Source organism: Pseudomonas sp. WS 5503 (genome assembly GCF_012985385.1).
In the GTDB taxonomy this organism is placed as follows: Bacteria; Pseudomonadota; Gammaproteobacteria; order Pseudomonadales; family Pseudomonadaceae; genus Aquipseudomonas; species Aquipseudomonas paracarnis.
Window position 1 is genome coordinate 437,173 of record NZ_JAAQWI010000001.1, and the last position, 18,169, is coordinate 455,341.

General features: G+C 56.4%; 19 protein-coding genes. 13 read left to right on the forward strand and 6 right to left on the reverse strand.

What is annotated here, in order from left to right; genetic code table 11:
• The first annotated feature begins 102 nt into the window (after positions 1-102).
• On the forward strand, positions 103-978 hold the full coding sequence (locus HBO10_RS02145; protein WP_014717471.1) for a helix-turn-helix domain-containing protein: 876 nt from the start codon (positions 103-105) through the stop codon (positions 976-978).
• Here HBO10_RS02145 and HBO10_RS02150 read toward each other — a convergent pair.
• Together HBO10_RS02150 and HBO10_RS02155 are read right to left on the reverse strand one after the other, a co-directional pair.
• On the reverse strand, positions 971-1,150 hold the full coding sequence (locus HBO10_RS02150; protein ID WP_003189580.1) for a hypothetical protein: 180 nt from the start codon (positions 1,148-1,150) through the stop codon (positions 971-973). The two genes, HBO10_RS02145 and HBO10_RS02150, sit on opposite strands and share 8 nt — an antisense overlap.
• A gap of 91 nt (positions 1,151-1,241) precedes the next feature.
• Positions 1,242-2,147, reverse strand: a complete 906-nt coding sequence (locus HBO10_RS02155) for a LysR family transcriptional regulator (RefSeq protein ID WP_034126609.1) — start codon at positions 2,145-2,147, stop codon at positions 1,242-1,244.
• A gap of 105 nt (positions 2,148-2,252) precedes the next feature.
• Here HBO10_RS02155 and HBO10_RS02160 point away from each other — a divergent pair, with 105 nt between their 5' ends.
• Both HBO10_RS02160 and HBO10_RS02165 read left to right on the forward strand, forming a co-directional pair.
• On the forward strand, positions 2,253-3,119 hold the full coding sequence (locus tag HBO10_RS02160; protein ID WP_169921924.1) for an MBL fold metallo-hydrolase: 867 nt from the start codon (positions 2,253-2,255) through the stop codon (positions 3,117-3,119).
• 34 nt (positions 3,120-3,153) lie between these two features.
• A complete protein-coding gene (locus tag HBO10_RS02165) occupies positions 3,154-3,768 on the forward strand; it encodes an NAD(P)-dependent oxidoreductase (RefSeq protein WP_034126607.1) in 615 nt (204 codons plus the stop codon).
• 147 nt (positions 3,769-3,915) lie between these two features.
• On the opposite strand, the gene HBO10_RS02170 is transcribed toward HBO10_RS02165, so the two are convergent.
• Positions 3,916-4,785, reverse strand: coding sequence for a LysR substrate-binding domain-containing protein (locus tag HBO10_RS02170; RefSeq protein ID WP_034126606.1), 870 nt, complete (start codon positions 4,783-4,785; stop codon positions 3,916-3,918).
• A 111-nt stretch (positions 4,786-4,896) separates the two neighbouring features.
• Here HBO10_RS02170 and HBO10_RS02175 point away from each other — a divergent pair, with 111 nt between their 5' ends.
• From HBO10_RS02175 to HBO10_RS02185, 3 genes are all read left to right on the forward strand, one after another.
• Positions 4,897-6,519 carry a 5-guanidino-2-oxopentanoate decarboxylase gene (locus HBO10_RS02175; RefSeq protein WP_034126605.1) on the forward strand — a complete coding sequence of 541 codons (1,623 nt, stop codon included), beginning with the start codon at positions 4,897-4,899 and terminating at the stop codon, positions 6,517-6,519.
• Positions 6,520-6,701: 182 nt separating this feature from the next.
• Entirely contained in the window at positions 6,702-7,889 is a 1,188-nt protein-coding gene (locus HBO10_RS02180; RefSeq protein WP_034126604.1) for a cyanate transporter, read from the forward strand.
• A gap of 137 nt (positions 7,890-8,026) precedes the next feature.
• Positions 8,027-8,962, forward strand: a complete 936-nt coding sequence (locus HBO10_RS02185) for a LysR family transcriptional regulator (protein WP_034126603.1) — start codon at positions 8,027-8,029, stop codon at positions 8,960-8,962.
• A 32-nt stretch (positions 8,963-8,994) separates the two neighbouring features.
• Here HBO10_RS02185 and HBO10_RS02190 read toward each other — a convergent pair whose 3' ends face one another.
• On the reverse strand, positions 8,995-9,954 hold the full coding sequence (locus HBO10_RS02190; RefSeq protein ID WP_080757711.1) for a LysR substrate-binding domain-containing protein: 960 nt from the start codon (positions 9,952-9,954) through the stop codon (positions 8,995-8,997).
• 278 nt (positions 9,955-10,232) lie between these two features.
• On the opposite strand from HBO10_RS02190, the gene HBO10_RS02195 reads away from it, so the two are divergent.
• The 7 genes from HBO10_RS02195 (at position 10,233) to HBO10_RS02225 (ending at position 16,770) form a co-directional block, all read left to right on the forward strand.
• On the forward strand, positions 10,233-11,192 hold the full coding sequence (locus HBO10_RS02195; protein WP_034126602.1) for a 2-oxoglutarate and iron-dependent oxygenase domain-containing protein: 960 nt from the start codon (positions 10,233-10,235) through the stop codon (positions 11,190-11,192).
• A gap of 14 nt (positions 11,193-11,206) precedes the next feature.
• The gene (locus HBO10_RS02200; protein WP_052199952.1) at positions 11,207-11,743 is read left to right on the forward strand and encodes a hypothetical protein; all 537 of its coding nucleotides are present in this window, start codon (positions 11,207-11,209) and stop codon (positions 11,741-11,743) included.
• 104 nt (positions 11,744-11,847) lie between these two features.
• On the forward strand, positions 11,848-12,975 hold the full coding sequence (locus tag HBO10_RS02205; protein ID WP_034126601.1) for a fatty acid desaturase: 1,128 nt from the start codon (positions 11,848-11,850) through the stop codon (positions 12,973-12,975).
• Between the two features lie 142 nt (positions 12,976-13,117).
• Positions 13,118-14,137, forward strand: a complete 1,020-nt coding sequence (locus tag HBO10_RS02210) for a TauD/TfdA family dioxygenase (RefSeq protein ID WP_034126600.1) — start codon at positions 13,118-13,120, stop codon at positions 14,135-14,137.
• Between the two features lie 18 nt (positions 14,138-14,155).
• Positions 14,156-15,340: an amidohydrolase family protein gene (locus HBO10_RS02215; protein ID WP_034126599.1), complete on the forward strand. Its 1,185-nt coding sequence runs from the start codon at positions 14,156-14,158 to the stop codon at positions 15,338-15,340.
• A gap of 41 nt (positions 15,341-15,381) precedes the next feature.
• Positions 15,382-16,338, forward strand: coding sequence for a hypothetical protein (locus HBO10_RS02220; RefSeq protein ID WP_034126598.1), 957 nt, complete (start codon positions 15,382-15,384; stop codon positions 16,336-16,338).
• A 27-nt stretch (positions 16,339-16,365) separates the two neighbouring features.
• Positions 16,366-16,770 carry a hypothetical protein gene (locus tag HBO10_RS02225; protein ID WP_034126597.1) on the forward strand — a complete coding sequence of 135 codons (405 nt, stop codon included), beginning with the start codon at positions 16,366-16,368 and terminating at the stop codon, positions 16,768-16,770.
• Positions 16,771-16,816: 46 nt separating this feature from the next.
• Here the strand turns inward: HBO10_RS02225 and HBO10_RS02230 are convergent, their stop codons facing one another.
• Complete coding sequence (locus tag HBO10_RS02230; protein ID WP_003189553.1) at positions 16,817-17,743, reverse strand: LysR substrate-binding domain-containing protein; 927 nt, start codon at positions 17,741-17,743, stop codon at positions 16,817-16,819.
• Positions 17,744-17,980: 237 nt separating this feature from the next.
• Complete coding sequence (locus HBO10_RS02235) at positions 17,981-18,127, reverse strand: hypothetical protein (protein WP_164919346.1); 147 nt, start codon at positions 18,125-18,127, stop codon at positions 17,981-17,983.
• Between the last annotated feature and the right edge of the window lie 42 nt (positions 18,128-18,169).

An 18,169-nucleotide genomic window follows, 5' to 3' on the forward strand; every position in this document is an offset into this window, starting at 1 on the left:
CTTGAGTGAGGCTCATAAGAAGGTGAAAACTGCGTCAAAACCTGTGCTTTTCGCCAATCGGGGCGATTACCGAACCATTATCCTGAGTATCGGATTGAAACCATGACCAAAACCGCGATTCCGGTCTTCAAGCTTTACGGGGAAAGCCAGCAGTGGCCGACTCCCGATTTGTTGCACTGCGAAACCATTTCCCGGCGCAGTCGGGAATACCAGTGGGAAATCCAGCCCCACCGGCACGCGGACCTGTGCCAGTTGCTGTATGTGCACAAAGGCCAGGCACAACTGGAAATCGAGGGCCAGCGCACCACGCTTAACGAGTCGAGCCTGCAAGTGCTGCCACCGCTGTGCGTGCATGGCTTTCGTTTTTCCGAGGATGTGGAAGGGTTTGTGGTAACGCTTTCGGCGCCGCTGGTCAGCCACTTGCAGGCGCAACTGGGCTCTACCGTCGATGGCCTGCACACACTTGGCAGCTACCCGGCGGGCAAGGACAGCGATTACTTGAACAGCCTGTTCGTACGCTTGCAGGACGAATACGCCGATGACCAACCGGCACGGGACATGATGCTGCACGCCCTGGTCAGCGTGTTGTTGGTATGGGTCAGCCGCCAGGCGATCCAGCGCCGCCATCCACGCGCGCCGCGGGGTCGTGAGTACTTTCGGCGGTTTACGCAACTGGTCGAACAGCATTACCGCGAACACCCGAAGATTGAAGACCTGGCCCACAAGCTGGGCATCTCGGTCTCACACTTGAACGGGACGTGTCGGGAATTGGGTGGGCAACCGGCGTTGCAGATCATGCATGACCGCCAATTGCTGGAAGCCAAGCGCCTGCTGACCTACACCAGCATGACCATCAATGAAATGTCCGAGGTGCTGGGTTTTTCCGACCCGACCAACTTCTCACGGCTGTTTCGCCGCAGGGTCGGGTTTTCACCCAAGGCGTTTCGTGAACAACTGAAGGCAGAGCAGCCTACCTGAGCGCACTGAAACTGCCGGTGCGGGGAACGCATTGGTCCTGATGGCAACTGATAGCGAACGCCGCTGGCTGCATGCGCGTTTGCTCGACGCGGTAGGCGGCAGTCCCATACAGCGCTGTCGCCAATGCGCAGAGGGTGAAAATTGTCAGGTACTTTCTGGTTTTGATGCTCATGGCACAGACCTCTGAACGGATCTACAGGGTGCTGTTTAAAGCATAGGTCAACTTGCCCTGATGCGATGCCATTCAGCGCGCTTATTTCAGCTCAAAGCCCGACATCCCAACCCGGCTCTTCAGGAAAGCGCAGCACCAGGAAATCCAGGAGGCTACGCAACGCCGAAGGCATGTGTTTGCGTGAGGCGTACACCGCATAGATGTTCATTTGTCGTGGCTCGGCGTGCGGCAGCAAGCGCACCAACTCCCCACTGCGAATCAGCTCGCCGGCCTGATAACTGGGCAGCATCGCCACCCCTGCCCCGGCCAGCGTCACGCGCATCAACGTGCTGGCCTCATTGGCCGTGATATTGCCGTGGACCGGCACCGACACATGCTCTCCGTTTTCTTCGAAATGCCACAGGCTCTTGCCGAAGTAAGAGTGGGTCAGGCAATTGTGCCGGGCCAGGTCTTCGACTTTCTGCGGCGCCGGATGCTCGCGCAGATAAGCCGGTGTGGCGCACACCACCGAGCGACATACGGTCAGGCGCCGGGCGATCAGGTTAGGGTCCAGATCATTGCTGGTGCGGATCGCCAGGTCGATGCGCTCGTCCACCAGGTTCACCGTGCGATCAAGCATCTGCAAATCCACCGTCACCAGGGGGTAAAGCTTGACGTATTCGGCAATCGCCGCGCCCAGCTGCGCCTGGCCGAACGAGGTGCTGACGCTCAGGCGCAACAGACCTCGGGGCGCGTCATCGGGTTCGCTGACGGCGGCCTGCATATCCCCACACAAGTCCAACAATTGCCGGCAACGCGGTAGTGTTTCCCCCCCGGCGGCAGTGAGGCTGAGCTTGCGCGTGGTGCGGTGTAGCAGGCGTGCACCCACCCAGTCTTCCAGCTCCGCCAGGTAACGCGAGACCACCGGGCGCGACAGGTCAAGGTGGTCGGCGGCGGCGGATTGGCTGCCCAGGTCCACCACGGTGACAAACACGCGCATTGCTTGAAGACGATCCATGATTTGCCCGCTTTTAGAAACAAACTATGTCCCAGCATCGCATTTTTTGTCGCGTTTTATGCAACTAAGCTCTGTGCATCCCTTATCTATGGCAGGAGCTGCCCGATGTTCTCGACCTTCAAACGCTTGACCCTGGCTACTGCCGCCCTGGCATTCGCTGCCCACGCAGCGGCGGCAGAGCTGAAACTGGACGTGTACAACCCAGGCGAAGCCGCGATCTTCCCGGTCAGCTCGGTGCTGGTGAGCGGCGAGAAAGACGCGATCCTGGTGGATGCGCAATTCGGCAAAGGCCAAGCCGAGCAACTGGTGCAGAAGATCCGCGCCAGCGGCAAACGCCTGACCACCATCTACATCAGCCATGGCGACCCGGACTACTACTTCGGCCTGGACACCCTCACCGCCGCTTTCCCCGACGCCAAGGTGCTGGCGCCGCAGCCAGTGGTCGACCATATCAACGCCACTGTCGCCGACAAGCTGGCCTTCTGGGGCCCGAAAATGGGCGCAGACAAACCGGCCAAGACCCTTGTACCGCAGGTACTTAAAGGCCACAGCCTGACCCTGGAAAGACAGCAGCTTGAAGTGGTGGGCCTCGACGGCCCGCAGCCAGATCGCAGCTTTGTGTGGATCCCGTCGATCAAGGCCGTGGTTGGTGGTGTGGTTATCGCTGAAAACATCCACATCTGGATGGCTGATACCCAGAGCGCGCAATCCCATAAAGACTGGTTGGCCACCCTCAAGCGCATTGAAGACCTGAAACCGAACACCGTGGTGCCAGGCCATTACCTGGGCACGCCATCGCTGGCCTCGGTCAACTTCACCGCCGATTACATCAAGGCCTTCGACCTCGAAACCGCCAAGGCCAAGGACTCCGCCGGCCTGATTGCGGCCATGAAAAAACGCTACCCCACCCTCGCCGACGAAAGCTCGCTGGAACTGAGCGCCAAAGTCGCCAAGGGCGAAATGAAGTGGTAACTGGCTTTAAACCTTAACCCTGTTGGAGAACATCATGAGCAAGATTGCAATCATTGGTGCCACCGGCCGCGCCGGTAGCCAACTGCTGGAAGAAGCGCTGCGTCGCGGGCATACCGTCACCGCCATCGCCCGCAATACCGACAAGCTGGCTGTGCGCCCAGGCGTTACGGTCAAACAGGTTGATGCCCTGGATGCCGAGGCCTTGCAACACGCCATCAGCGGTAGCGACGTGGTGATCAGCGCGGCGCACTTCGCCACCCTTCCCGCCAGCGCCGTGATCGGCCCGGTGAAAAAGGCCGGGGTGAAACGTTTGTTGGTGGTCGGCGGCGCAGGTTCGCTGTTGTTGCCCGGTGGCGGGCGCGTGATCGACAGCGAAGGGTTCCCGGCTGAATATAAAGCTGAAGCCAGTGCCGGGGCTGACTTCCTGGAAACGTTGCGTCAGGAAAAGGAGCTGGATTGGACCTTTCTGTCGCCATCGGCCCTGTTCGACGGCACCGAGCGCACGGGCAAATTCCGCCTGGGCAAGGATGAGCTGCTGATGGACAGTGACGGCAATAGCTCGATCAGTTTTGCCGACTTCGCCATCGCCATGCTGGATGAAGTGGAAACACCGAAGCATTCGCGCCAGCGCTTTACCGTCGGTTACTGACCCAACGCTGACTTGCCTTTTTTGTAGGAGCGAGCTTGCTCGCGAAAAACTCACAGGCGCCGCGTTCATTCAGGATGTAGGCGTTATCGTTGACGTTTTTCGCGAGCAAGCTCGCTCCTACATAGGGCGATGTACGGGCAAGCCAGCTCACGCACGGGCCTCACTCACCAACCAATCCATCAGCGCGACCAACCCAACCGACGGTTCCTTCCCCGGCGGATACACCAGGAAATACCCCATCCCCGTCGACACCCGCAGTTCAAACGGCATCGCCAACCGCCCCGCCTTCAGATCCTCGCCAATCAGCGCACTGTCGCCCATCGCCACCCCGGTGCCCTGGGACGCTACGGTCATTGCCAAGTCCAAGGTTTCGAAGTGGTGCCGTTGGATGGGATCGCTCAAGCAGGCATTGGCAGCCTTGAGCCACAACGTCCAATCGCGCTCGTCTCGGGTCGGGTGCAACAGTACCTGATGCTGCAAATCCTGCGGCGTACGCAAACTGCCCAGCAACCCAGGCACGCAGACCGGCGTTAGGCGCTCGTCGAAAAAGTGCCGCGCCTCGGCGGACTGCTCGGCGATGGGCCCATAGATCACCGCCGCGTCAAACGTCTCACGACGAAAGTCGACGTTATAGGCCACCGTCGTGGTGAGCTCCACCGGCACATCCGGGCGTTCTTTTTGCCATTGCAGCAAGCGCGGCAACAACCAGCGCATCACGCAGGTGGACGCTTTGAGCTGCAAGGTGCGGCGCCGGTCACCGATGTGCTCCACCGCGTCAGCGAGCAAGCCAAACACCTGTCGCGCGCACGCCAGCCATTCGCGCCCCTCCTCCGTCAGGCTCAAGCCACGCGCCTGGCGCCGGAACAAGGCATAGCCCAACTGGCTTTCCAACCCGGCCACCTGCCGGCTCACCGCGCCCTGGGTGATGTGCAGGTGTTCGGCGGCACGGGTGAAGTTGCAGCACTGGGCCGTGACCCAGAAGGTGTGCAACGCAGGTAACGGAGGGAGGCGTTTCATCGGGGCGCAGCCATGACGGGAGGACATGGCGAGTATGACTTTTTATCGATTGTTGCCGCCACCGGCCAACCGCTCCAATGGCGCTTCGAATCCATCACAAGAGCGACCTGTATGGCGACCTGCGGCGAAGTATTGGTGCACCTCCTGGAACGCTACGGCGTGGACCACGTGTTCGGCATTCCCGGCGTACACACCGTGGAGCTGTACCGGGGCTTGGCGCGCTCCAGTATTCGGCATGTCACCCCGCGCCACGAACAGGGCGCCGGCTTCATGGCCGACGGTTATGCGCGCACCTCTGGCAAGCCCGGCGTGTGCTTTATCATCACCGGCCCCGGCATGACCAATATCACCACCGCCATGGGCCAGGCCTATGCCGACTCGATCCCGATGCTGGTGATTTCCAGCGTGCAGGCACGCAGCCAGTTGGGCGGCGGGCGCGGCAAGTTGCATGAACTGCCGAACCAGAGCGCGCTGGTAGCCGGGGTGGCGGCGTTCTCCCATACCTTGATGTCAGCGGCCGAACTGCCCGCCGTGCTGGCGCGGGCGTTTGCGTTGTTCCAGGCTGGTCGGCCGCGCCCGGTGCATATCGAGATCCCCCTGGATGTGTTGGTGGAAAATGCCGACGCGTTGCTGGGCAGCACGCCTGTCAGCGTCACCCGTGCCGGCCCAGCCCCGGCTGCCATTGAGCAGATGCGCCAGTGGCTGGCTGCGGCCAAGCGCCCGCTGATCCTGGCCGGTGGCGGCGCCATTGACGCCGCCACCGAACTGACCCACCTCGCAGAAACCCTCGGCGCGCCCGTGGCCTTGACCATTAACGCAAAGGGTATGTTGCCCGCCGCGCACCCGCTGCTGATCGGCTCCACGCAAACACTGCCCGCCACCCGTGCCTTGGTGGCTGAAGCTGACGTGGTATTGGCGATCGGCACCGAGTTGGCGGAGACCGACTACGACGTCACCTTCGCCGGCGGTTTCAACATTCCCGGAACGCTGCTGCGCATCGATATCGACCCGGACCAGACCGTACGAAACTACCCGCCCCAAGTGGCACTGGTGGCCGATGCGCGCATTGCCGCCCAAGCCCTGCTTACCGAAATCAACCGCCAGCCGCTGGCGCCGCGCACTGCCGACTGGGGTGCAGCACGCGTCGCCCGTTTGTGGGCCGAGCTGGAACCTGCCTGGGACGCTTCGACGCGTGCGCAAACCCGGTTTCTCAACGCCGTTCTGGAGGAATTGCCCGGCGTGGTGTTCGTGGGCGACTCCACTCAACCGGTGTACAGCGGCAACCTGACCCTTAACCTCGACCACCCACGCCGCTGGTTCAATTCCTCCACCGGTTACGGCACCCTGGGTTATGCCCTGCCCGCCGCCATGGGTGCCTGGCTCGGGCGCGGCGATGGCCAAGCGGTGGTGTGCCTGATCGGCGACGGCGGCCTGCAATTTACCCTGCCGGAGCTGGCCAGCGCGGTGGAAGCGCGTACACCGGTGATCGTGCTGCTGTGGAATAACCAGGGTTATGAAGAGATCAAGAAATACATGGTCAACCGTGATATCGAGCCGGTGGGTGTGGACATCTACACGCCGGACTTTATCGGCGTGGCCACGGCCCTGGGTTGCGCGGCAGAAAGCATCCGCGGCATCGAACATCTTCGCACCGCATTGCATGCTGCTGCTGACCGCCAGGGGCCGACGCTGCTTGAAATCGACCAAGGGCGGTGGGAGTTGACGAATCTGTAATCCCGCAACGCTGGACCTGTGGCGGGGGAGCTTGCTCCCGTGACGCCCTGCCAGCCAACGCCCTATGCGCGATTACCTCACCACTCGGCATCCGCATTTTTTCAATAGCCCCTGCGACTTTCTGATTTGCCCCGCTGCACGCTCCATGGCCTGATTCGCCCTTGTTCATTCAAGGCAGGCCCATGGAAAACGTTCAGGCAAAATCCACCTCGGCACTATGGCTGATGATCAGCGTAGTGCTCGTCGCTCTCAACTTGCGCCCCTCGATGGCGGCCGTGGGGCCCTTGCTGGCGTCGATTCGTGCGGATGTGCCGCTAAGTTTCAGCAGCGCCGCCTTACTGACCATGTTGCCGGTCATGGCCATGGGCCTGGCGATGTTCTTTGGCATGGGCCTGGCCAAGCGCGTGGGCGAGCATCGCAGCATTGTGCTGTCGCTGCTGGTGATTGGGCTGGCGACCTTGTCGCGGTTGTTCCTGGATTCGGCACTGGAGCTGATAGTGAGTGCCATCGCGGCGGGAGTCGGCATTGCGCTGATTCAGGCATTGATGCCGGCGCTGATCAAGTCGCGGTTCAGCGCCAATGTCTCGTTATTCATGGGCCTGTATGTCACCGCGATCATGGGCGGCGCGGCCCTGGCTGCTTCGTTCTCGCCGTTGGTGCAAGCCCGGACCGGCAGTTGGCGTATCGGCCTGGCTATCTGGGCACTGCTGGCGTTGCTGGCCCTGGTGTTCTGGTATGCCCAGCGTGCGGCTCTGCCGCCGTTGCCTCAAGCCGGTTCGGGCCCTCAGGAGGCTTTTTTCAGCAATCGCCGCGCCTGGTTGCTGGCGATCTTTTTTGGCCTCGGCACCGCGTCCTACACCTGTGTGCTGGCGTGGCTGGCGCCCTACTACGTCGAGCAGGGTTGGAGTGAACAGAATGCCGGCTTGCTGCTGGGCTTCTTGACCGCCATGGAAGTGATCTCCGGCCTGGTCACCCCGGCCATCGCCAACCGCCGCCAGGATAAGCGTGGCGTGGTGGCGGTGTTGCTGGTGCTGATCATCCTGGGTTTCTGCGGGCTCATTCTCAGCCCGCAACACTGGAGCCTGTTGTGGCCATGCCTGCTCGGCCTGGGGATTGGCGGCCTGTTTCCGATGAGCCTGATCCTGTCCCTGGACCACCTCGACAACCCGCGCCGCGCCGGTGGCCTTACCGCGTTTGTGCAGGGCATCGGTTATCTGATCGCCGGCCTGTCGCCACTCATTGCCGGCATAATCCGCGACCAATTGGGCAGCTTCGAATGGGCCTGGTGGTCATTGATGGCAGTGAGCGGGCTGATGCTGCTGATCGTCATGCGTTTCAACCCGGCGCATTACGCACGCCATATCCGCTGACGTCGTATTACAAACATTTTTTGTCCCACACAAAACATTGAAGGGTCCTACAGAGCTTTCTATTGGTACGAGCGTTCCGTTAACATTTTGCTCAGTCTTGTACTGAGTTCGGTACAAAGGGTTTACGGACGAAACCGATGCTAAACAGTAACTTGCTCAGAAAGCTCGATATGCAGGATTTGATGGTATTTATCGCCGTCTACGACCAGAGCAGCGTTACCGAGGTGTCTGAAACGCTGTTCGTCAGCCAGTCCACCGTGAGCTATAGCCTGAAGAAGCTGCGCACCAGCTTTGAAGATGAGCTGTTTATCAACACCCGCGCAGGCATGCGTCCTACGTACAAGGCCACCACCATGTACGAGCACGTGCACAAGATTCTGGAAAGCATCAACCTGTGCCATGCCGGTGGCCAGGCTTTTGATCCGACCCAACAGGCCGTGACCTTCAATGTGTGCGCGCCGGAATATTTCGAACAGTTGATCCTGCCGCGCCTGCTGAAGCGCTTCGACCATGCCGACCTGCCGGTAATCGTCAATGTGCAGAAGCTGGAAACCGACATCCCCGCCGACGACCTGCGTGAAGGTCGCCTGGACCTGGTGATCTGCTTCGGCCCGCACTTTCACCGCGCTCACAAAGACTTCAAGACCCAGATGCTGTTGGAGGACGACTTGGTCTGCGTGTGCGACCAACGCTCAGCGCCGAGAGAACAGGCGTTCAGCCTGCAATCCTTCGTTGAGCGGCGCCACGTATTCCCTACGCCGTGGACCTCCGACACCAACATGATAGATGGCTGGCTTGCGCGCCAGGCCCGCAAGCGTCAGGTGATTGCACGGGCCAACAGCTACAGCGCGGCATTGAAGATGATTGCCGGCACTGACTTCATCGTCACCTTGCCCCGCCGCGTGCAAAAGTTACTGGCACCGGCGCCGGCATTCGGTGTTTGCGAAGCACCTAACGGTTTGCCGGGGTTCACCCTGGATATGCAGTGGAACGAAACCAGTGGGCAGGACAGCGCCAATACCTGGTTTCGGGAACAAGTGGTGAAGGTGTGTGCGGATCAGGGTTTGTTATAGGAACGCGCCTGATCAAGCTCTCCACCCCCTAATCAGATAGCCAGTGACGTTCGGCGCTTAGTGACAGCCTGTGACGCGACATCCCGAGCGACAGGGCAATCGATATGGCAGTCTGCTATTACTTTGACCATCCACGCCAGAAACTGCTTTACGGCACCTGAACGCTCACGCCCCGGCACGCATACAGCTGAAAACTGCGCGCCCGGAATCTTGATGTCGGGTCTGTAAGGAATCAGCAATCCATTCGCAACATAGTCTGCCGCCAAGACCGTGCTCGCCAGCGTCAAGCCATGCCCGGCAATAGCGGCCTGGAGCGCAAAATGCTCATCGTTGTATTCACGATAGACCGCGTTTGATAGCCAACTTTCATGATTCGCAGCCGCGCACCAGGACGCCCAACTAATTGAAGCGGGCGATGACGTCGCCCAACGTATATTTATAAGTTTCAACGAAGTTTTAACTTCCTCTTGCCTCCAGTGGGCATGAGAGAAAACACCAAACTGTTCGCGCATAAGCGCGTGGCTGTACAAGTCTGGAAAATCGCGAAACCCACAACGAATAGCTAAATCAACAGATGAGTCACGAAACAAATCCACCACTTCATTACTGGTTTCAACACTGACATGAATGTCTGGATGTTCGCTATAAAATTTCGCCAGCCGAGGGATCAACCATAAAGACGCAAATGCCGGCGTGGTAGAAACTCGGAGTGTGTTGGAGTCGGCGGGTGGCTTGAGCGAAGACATACTACCGCTTATATCCAGAAACGAAAGATGCACCTTTGAATATAGCCTCTCACCGTTCGCTGTGAGTTGAACACCGTGGGGAGTGCGTACAAAAAGCATACTGCCCAGTAAGTTTTCAAGTGTTTTTATTTGTTGTGATACTGCCGCTGGGGTAACAAACAACTCCGCGGAGGCTGCTTTAAACCCACCGAGTCTTGCGGCAGATTCAAATGCACGAATGGCTGTCAACGGCAATTTTGCGAACATTAATCAATCCCCCTTCCATGGTAAAAAAACTAAGCCAGGCTTACTTTATCTGATTTGCCTTCGCTTTCATAGAAGTGAATTCTAGGCTACGCCACCTAGCCGGTAACAGGAGGCGCGTCGATCGAGAATGTCGAGTCCATACTGACTGCGCTTGCGGATTGACGAAATTCTTTAGTCTAACTAAATGACACTGGCCTATATACGGTCTATCCCTGAGTGCACTTCAGCGTTCATGGAGTAGGTCTCGTTGCGCCTTTTTTAGAGCAAGTGGTGCATTCATGGAAAAGAACATACCTATCATTGACGTCGGTAGTTTGACGCAGGGAGCAGAGATATCACCACGTCTAGTAAAGGAGATCGACAACGCGTGCAGGGAGGTCGGATTTTTCACCGTCGTCAATCACGGTGTAGATAACACGCTTATTTCAACTGTCTTCTCTCAAATAGAATCGTTTTTTGACCTGCCTGTTCAGGCCAAGGAAAAAATCGAAATTCATAAATCCCCCTATATGCGTGGCTACTTTAGCGAAGGCGCTGATAAGTCGGATGGCATATTGGGCGATGTCAAAGAGGGTTTTGACATGGCCGCGGACTTGTCGCTTGACGACGAGTTCGTAAAAGCCAAATTACCTTTTTACGGCCCCAATGTATGGCCAGAGGAATTACCCGACTTCAAGCTTGCGATGAGGGAATATCACTCGCAAATGCTTGCGTTCGGAAAAAAACTGCTAAACGTGTTTGCCCTTGCGCTCAATATGCCGATCGATTACTTCGATGATAAATTCAAGAAGCCGATGGCCCAATTGAGAGTCCTGCGTTATCCCTCCACCCAATATACGCAGGGAGCGCCGATGGGTGCTGGAGAGCATACAGACTTCGGCTGGATCACGATGATCTCGGAAAGTGCCACCGGGGGGTTGGAGGTACAGAGTGCCAACGGCACCTGGATCAAAGTCAAACCCATCCCAAATGCCTTTGTCGTCAATGTCGGGGATCTAATGTCTCGCTGGACGAATGACCGTTACAAGGCAACGCTGCATCGAGTGATAAATACCTCCGGCAAATTACGCCATTCGGCGGCGTTCTTTATGGACCCAGACTACACCGCCAAAGTGGAGTGCCTGCCCAGCTGTTGCGCAGACGGCAGTCCTGCGAAATACGGAGCGATCATCGCGGGTGAGTACATGGACCAGAGGTTCTTGGAAACCACCACATTTCGTGAACTTGAACCCAACTAGTAGGAGTATTGAACGTGCTAGGTAAAGAATACACATTCTATCTATCAGCGATCGTAGCGATACTGGGCACCGTGGGCTATCACATGCTCATGAAGAAAATACCGTCTACGATCAACCCCTTGGTTTCAATTGTCAGTATTTATGTGGCGATCGTTATCCTGTCCACCTTGATGTTGCCGTTTTTTTTGGGCAGTGGAACGTTACTCGCGGGCTTGAAGCAAATGACCTGGCTTCAGGGAGGCATCGCGTTTTGCATCTTGATGATGGAAATCGGCTTTTTGATGATGTATCGCAGTGGATGGGACCTCAGTACGGGCAATATCGTTACCGGCGCCATTATCAATATTGCGCTCGGCTTCATCGGGGTATTTCTGCTTAAAGAAGGACTCTCTTATTTAAATATTGCCGGTGTTTTATTGTGCATCGTCGGCGTGATACTGATCGGCTACAAATCCAGTAGCAGCGAACAACCCGTGGACGCGGATACGCACGCTACGGTCTCGCTAGTACCACCTTCACTGGTGCCAGATGCAACAGCAAAAGAACCCTAGCCAGCCGTACACCTGCAATACATCTTTGGCATTGTGTATGCACACATATTCAAACCCCGCCGTTAGTTCCACATGCGCACGGAAGTGATTACACCTGTCCAGGCATGATCGGTTACCAGCTCAATAAGCGTTTCAGTGATTTTGCTCTTGAAGGTGATGAGATGTCTTTACTGTATGCTGATAATTATCTGCGCGCCATCAAAGACGCCAACGTGAAAACCCTGCTTATTTCAATAGCTAAAGAGCGAAGACTGTTGCCATCGGTGATGATACTAAGTGCAATAGCATCCTTCACTGCAGGGGGCATATTCCTGGCGTATACTCAACAGATCGTTGCGATACTCTGTGCGATTATCTTGATTGCCCTTGCCAAAATCTGGTCCTGGTACCTGAGCCACGATTGCGCGCACAATTCTGTTTTCAAGTCGAAGAAAGTCAATTCTGTCATCGGAGAGTTGCTGTCTTTCCTTAACGGCCTCTCTTTCTTTTCATTTGAAGCCTATAGAAAAGATCATGTTCGCCATCATGCCGAAAAAATTGATATTGGTGGGTTCGATAGTGGTCACTTTGCTGTCGCTCATCCGAGGCTATTCAGTGCAATCATTGTTGCAGAAAAAATATACCTTCCCGCCCTCTACTATGTGATCAAGCTTACCAATATTTACTCCGTGATATTCAGTGGCAGCAGGCGCGAAGTTGCAAGGGGTATTGGAAGCCTGTGCATTTACGTTGTAGCCTTCGCTACGTTTGCCCGGTTCTCCCTGATACTTGTGGTGGTATGGCAAGCCTCCTCCTTCCTTAGGATACACATCGTACGATTCGTCGACTGTTTCCAGCATTCTTTCCAGCAGGTGTATACGGCGGGAGAAAAGCTAACCCATGGAAAACACTACGAAATCCAGAATACCTTCTCCGTACCGGTGGCAAGAAAGTTTACCTTCCTTAATCTGATTATTTTGAATTTTGGTTACCACGCGGCCCACCACTGCTTTCCAACATGCCCTTGGTATATGTTGCCACAACTGGAAGCTGCCATAACCAAACAGTTGAGGCTTTACGAAATAACGGAAACAAGAGAAGAAAGCACGCCACTCTTCAACTTCATGACTGCCTATCATCGTGGGCGGTTATCAAGAATCATCAGCACCGATGAAGGACAACCCTATGATGCTGATGGCCAATTTAACACCCATCATTTCACCGGTGCGTACACAGATAAGCTCTTAGGTTGAGTCACCCACTCAGGTCGGGCTTTATCAAAGCATGGACACTGTCAGGTCGTGGATACGGAGACCCCCACCTCAGCGCTTGAAAGTCGTAACTTACTTATAACTCAACTCATGACAAATCAATCAGATCTATAAAGGAGTGCGTGTGGACGATTCATGTGCAGACGCCAACAGCTTCTGGCTGACGGCTGTTGAAAAAGAGAGTATTCGGGACGCGCTCATAGACATTTGTTACGAGCCAACGGGAGGGCGAGACTACATCCACCTCATTCGCATGACCGCTTACCAAAAGTTCCCCGCGCGGCTTCTAAAAAAGCTTGAATCACTTAAAGATGATGATGCTTCTTATTGTGTATTTGAGAACCTTCCGATTGATGACACATTTGGCAGCCCGCAAGGCGACGCTAATAGCTTGAACTTCAAAAGTGGTTATCTTTCTGAAAATGTGCTGGTTGCCCTGGGCAGTTTGATAGCGGAGCCCTACTCCATCAAGCATGAGGGGCCAAAACTGGTCAATGACTTGGTACCGCATCCGGAGGCCGTAGGCGAGTATACCGGCAACGGTTCGGACCTGGAGTTGGACCTGCACACCGAAAATGCCTTTCAGGCTTATGACTCCCGTGGAGACACCTCGCCGCTGGCTCTTCTGCTTCTCGGCGTTCGCGGTGACCCTGCCGGGGTGGGCCCGAAAACCTGGGTGGCCGATGCGAGGGAAGCCCTTCAGGTTCTGGAACAGGCCGATATTGAAATCCTATATGGCAAACATTTCATCATTCGTCAGCCCTACCGCTGGAGGAACAGTGCCGCAGGCGCGAAAGAAACTCATGTGTACCCAATTCTGAGCGGCCCGCTGACTCACCCTAGAGTCACTGCTGCGTTTTACCCGGACATGGTAATTGCCGCTGATCACGAAGCACAAAATACCCTGTTGAGGTTTTACAACGCGCTTAAAAGCGTAGCGCGGCCGCTGGACATTCAACCTGGCAAGTTGGTGTACATCAACAATCGTTTCATGCTCCATTCGCGTGACAAGTTCACCCCCAGTTTCGATCCAGAGGGGCATGCGTATCGTTGGATCCAGCGTTTGTTCATCACGAACAACTTGTGGAACTTCCGTTCATTCAACAAGTGTGGCGCGCGGATCTTCGAACCTGTTACTCGATGATATAAAGAGATAAATTAAATGTCGAACCATAAGCCATATACGTCAATTATTCATAATATAGGCACTTTCCTCACGGGTGATCTCGCGTCTCCACTCATTACAGCAGATACCCTCGTCAGTGTTGATGGCATGATCACCTACGTGGGTCAGGCAGCAGATGTGGATTTTTCACACGCAGACCTGCTGATTGACGCCAAACAGAGCACGGTCATGCCAGGTTTGATCGACAACCACACTCACCCGACCCTGGGTGAGTACAGCCCGCGCTCTGGCAACCACAATTGGATCTGGCACTCCTTGCAGGGCGGCGTGACGACCATGATCTCTGCCGGGGAAGTGCACGTTCCGGGGCTACCGACCGACAGGGTCGGTACTATCGCCATGGCAATCGCAGCGCAGCGCTCTTTCTCCAATGCGCGCCCTAGCGGAATAAAAATGGAAGCCGGCGCGCCACTGCTCAACGATGAATTTTCGGATGAGGATTTCGCCGCAATGGTTGCTCAAGGCATCACCCAACTGGGAGAGGTCGGGATAGGCCCGGTCAAGTCAGTCAGTCGTGCAGCTGAATTGGTCAAGATGGCTCGCAAACACGGCATGACCTCCATTACCCACACGGGCGGTCCTTCAATTTCTACCTCCCAGAGCATGGGTGCAGAAGAGATCCTTGAAATTGCGCCCGATATCATCGGGCACATCAATGGCGGCTATACCGCACTGGCACCAAGCCAAATCAGATGCCTGTGTGAAGGCTGTCTGGGTGCCCTGGAAATCGTACATAACGGCAACGAGTTCGCGGCGGTCACCACCCTGAATTACGCACGAGAAATGAACCAACTGGACCGTATCGTCATTGGCACGGATTCCCCTGCCGGATGTGGGGTTCCCGCGCTTGGCATGCTCAGGGCAATTGCCTTGCTCAGTAGTTTTGGCGACGTTCCACCGGAAAAGGCCGTCTGCTTCGCAACGGGTAACACCGCCAAGGTGAGAAAGCTGAATCGCGGGATCCTGGGCGTCGGAAGAGAAGCCGACATACTGATCGCCTGTGGGCCTTTGGGAGGAGCGCAACCCAGCGTACTTGGAAGTTTCAGCAGTGGTGACCTTCCAAGTATTACCTCGATTCTGATCGATGGGCGCCTGGTCGTGAGGCAATCCAGGAACTCGCCACCGCCATCTGTCACACCTGAAATAACTCTGCGTACCTAATAGCAGCGTCCCGAAAGGGACGTCGCCTCGAGAGCACTCATATGCATAGAATTCTGCCCGAAATTACGCGCAGAGGGCCTACCGTACTCGCATGCGGTTGCGCAATTGGATTGGCTATTCCCTATCTTGCAGACTTGGCGAGGCCATTGCTCCCCGTCATGGTTTTCATATTTGTTCTGGGCACTCTCCTGCGTATTAACAACGCTGAAGTCATCACTGCAGCCAGAAACTTGAAAATATCCCTGATATTTCCAGCCCTGATGGTGGTGGCTTGCCCTTATATTTTTGGAATGCTTTCGCTTTACCTCACCGGCAATCAAGAACTTTCCCTTGCGATAGCCATCGCTGTCGCCGCCCCGCCCGCCAGCGGAAATGCAGCCGTCGCGAGAATGCTCGGGCTTGATCCTTCCATGTCACTGGTGACTGCGCTCTGCTCAATGGCAATCATCCCTGTCACCGCTCCGCTGATACTCCACCTATTCGCTGATGGCCTTTCACTCTCCTTGAACCCCGTTGATCTGGCGATCCGACTGGCCGTATTGATAGGAGGCGCCGAAGGCGCTGCTATTTTGATACGTCGTTTTTCGCACACCTTTGTCGCCACGCACGGCCTGGCTATTGACGGTATTGTCGTCATCGCGCTTTTCCTCTTTGCAGTAGGCACGATGGCGGGCATGCAGCAGGTAATTCTGGAGACCCCTTCGTTGGCCATCTCAATGATCGCCATCGCCTATTGCATCAACGTCTGCCTGCAGCTTCTCATGGGCTGTTTATATCCCGGGTCATTGATCGCCAAGTTCACCATGGCACTCAACGGTGGCAATAGAAATGTTGGGCTATTATGGTCTGCTCTTGGTGTCAGCTTATCTCCCACAATGGCGTTGTATTTTGCATGCTGCCAACTGCCTATTCACACCATGCCGAAGATACTGCAGTTTGTTTTACCCAAAGTTGAAAGCTATTTGAACAAACTGGTTTTAAGCAAAAATCGAATCTGAGCTATTACTGCCTGGAACTGCATAAAAATGATACTCACGCCAGAAAATATCAGGCTGATTGCCGAACGCTCTTCGCTGGAGACTACTGCCTGCTCTTGTATTCGGGGCTTGTCGCAGGGGTGGGAAACCTTACCCAAAACACTCGAGGCGAGCAGCCTGTTGCGCTTCATAGGCGAAATCCCGACCGATAGGGCACAAGAACTCAGCCTTGAGGAATACCACCCGAACGGTACCCATTTCTGGTCTGAAGACGCGCCTATCTGCTTTGATTTCTTTCCTTATAATATTTCAAGCGTCTGGGGCTGTAAGTGTTGCGCGCGAGCATTCCTCAGGTTTACGGAAGCAGGCGCCTATCACTCCGAACAACGCATCCGTATTTTGCGTGCGTCGCTGATTGGCAACCCCGTTCAAGAAGAGCACGTTCAGGATTAGCCGTTCTTGAGGCGCCCCCCTCCTTCCCCTAGCACGGGTATAAACCTCAGGCTTTATTCGCTACCAACCCGCGATCACTCATGAATGCCTCCAGCCGCGAGCGCATCCAGCGTTCCGCCGGGTCTGTGTCAACGTGGCTGAGCCACACCATGGACAAATCCAGGGTCGGGGTTTCGAACGGGAACGGCTCGCAGAACAGATTCCCGCTGGCGGCCATAGCCTGGGCGGTGTAATCCGGCAGGCTGGCGATCATGTCGGTGCCGGCAAGCAAGGCCGGCAACGAACTGTATTGCGGCACCGAGAGCACTACATGGCGTTTGCGGCCCACCTCTGCCAGCCACTCATCGGCAAACCCGGCCACATTGGCGGTGTGGGACACCAGCACGTGGGGCCGTGCGCAATATTCGTCAAGGGTCAGCGGGGTGTCCGAGGCATCGGCGCGCAGCAGGCACGGGCGGATGTGCCGCAATAGCTTGCGCTTGGCATTGGCCGGCAACCCGCGGGTCTGGGTGATGCCGACGGTAATATCGCCAGAAGCCAGCAGGTCGGGAATGCGCCAATAATCCACATGCTGCACCACGAACACCACCTGCGGCGCTTCCTGACGCAAGGCCCGTAGCAAGGGTGGCAGCAGGCCGAACTCAACGTCATCGGACAGGCCGATGCGGAAAGTCATGGTGCTGATGGACGGGTCGAAATCATGGGTCAGGCTCAGGGCCGAAGACAGCGAGTCCAGGGCCGGCGACAGGTGCTGGATGATCTCCTCGGCGCGCGCCGTAGGCTCCATGCGATGGCCGACACGAATAAACAGTGGGTCGTTGAACAGGGTACGCAGGCGGTTGAGGGCCGAACTGATGGTCGGTTGGCCGAGAAACAGCTTCTCCGCCACCCGCGTCACATTGCGCTCAAGCATCAGTGCTTCAAAGACCACCATCAGATTGATGTCAGCCTTGCGTAATTCATTGCGATTCATCGGCGCCCGCCCCTTTCCCCAAGACAAGCGGCAGTTTAGGAAGGCTGCGGGGCTGCGTCTATGTGCGTACTGCTCAATAAACGGGTTGGGGACGGTAAATCTGCGTTTGAAGGTTGCCGCTGCGCTTAAAAATGTGGGAGCGGGCTTGCTCGCGAAGGCGGTGGATCAGCCGACGACTCCGTTGACTGACACACCGCCTTCGCGAGCAAGCCCGCAATTAGACCGCGGTTACCTGACTCAAGGCTTGAGCGGGAACTCCTGGTCACGCTCGGAAAGCTCGGTGCCATCGTCCGGATGCTTCCAGGTTTGCGGCTTTTCGTCTTCGCGCTGCCGCCGGGGTTCTTCACGCTCCGGCTCGTTGTGCTGCTTGTGTTCGTTGCCCATAACGGCCTCCGCCCATAAGAATTGGAAACAGCTTCAAGCATA

Coding starts and splice junctions, on each gene's coding strand:
- HBO10_RS02145 (WP_014717471.1), top strand. CDS start 103: ATGACCAAAACCGCGATTCCGGTCTTCAAGCTTTACGGGGAAAGCCAG.
- HBO10_RS02150 (WP_003189580.1), bottom strand. CDS start 1,150: ATGAGCATCAAAACCAGAAAGTACCTGACAATTTTCACCCTCTGCGCA.
- HBO10_RS02155 (WP_034126609.1), bottom strand. CDS start 2,147: ATGGATCGTCTTCAAGCAATGCGCGTGTTTGTCACCGTGGTGGACCTG.
- HBO10_RS02160 (WP_169921924.1), top strand. CDS start 2,253: ATGTTCTCGACCTTCAAACGCTTGACCCTGGCTACTGCCGCCCTGGCA.
- HBO10_RS02165 (WP_034126607.1), top strand. CDS start 3,154: ATGAGCAAGATTGCAATCATTGGTGCCACCGGCCGCGCCGGTAGCCAA.
- HBO10_RS02170 (WP_034126606.1), bottom strand. CDS start 4,785: ATGAAACGCCTCCCTCCGTTACCTGCGTTGCACACCTTCTGGGTCACG.
- HBO10_RS02175 (WP_034126605.1), top strand. CDS start 4,897: ATGGCGACCTGCGGCGAAGTATTGGTGCACCTCCTGGAACGCTACGGC.
- HBO10_RS02180 (WP_034126604.1), top strand. CDS start 6,702: ATGGAAAACGTTCAGGCAAAATCCACCTCGGCACTATGGCTGATGATC.
- HBO10_RS02185 (WP_034126603.1), top strand. CDS start 8,027: ATGCTAAACAGTAACTTGCTCAGAAAGCTCGATATGCAGGATTTGATG.
- HBO10_RS02190 (WP_080757711.1), bottom strand. CDS start 9,954: ATGTTCGCAAAATTGCCGTTGACAGCCATTCGTGCATTTGAATCTGCC.
- HBO10_RS02195 (WP_034126602.1), top strand. CDS start 10,233: ATGGAAAAGAACATACCTATCATTGACGTCGGTAGTTTGACGCAGGGA.
- HBO10_RS02205 (WP_034126601.1), top strand. CDS start 11,848: ATGATCGGTTACCAGCTCAATAAGCGTTTCAGTGATTTTGCTCTTGAA.
- HBO10_RS02215 (WP_034126599.1), top strand. CDS start 14,156: ATGTCGAACCATAAGCCATATACGTCAATTATTCATAATATAGGCACT.
- HBO10_RS02220 (WP_034126598.1), top strand. CDS start 15,382: ATGCATAGAATTCTGCCCGAAATTACGCGCAGAGGGCCTACCGTACTC.
- HBO10_RS02225 (WP_034126597.1), top strand. CDS start 16,366: ATGATACTCACGCCAGAAAATATCAGGCTGATTGCCGAACGCTCTTCG.
- HBO10_RS02230 (WP_003189553.1), bottom strand. CDS start 17,743: ATGAATCGCAATGAATTACGCAAGGCTGACATCAATCTGATGGTGGTC.
- HBO10_RS02235 (WP_164919346.1), bottom strand. CDS start 18,127: ATGGGCAACGAACACAAGCAGCACAACGAGCCGGAGCGTGAAGAACCC.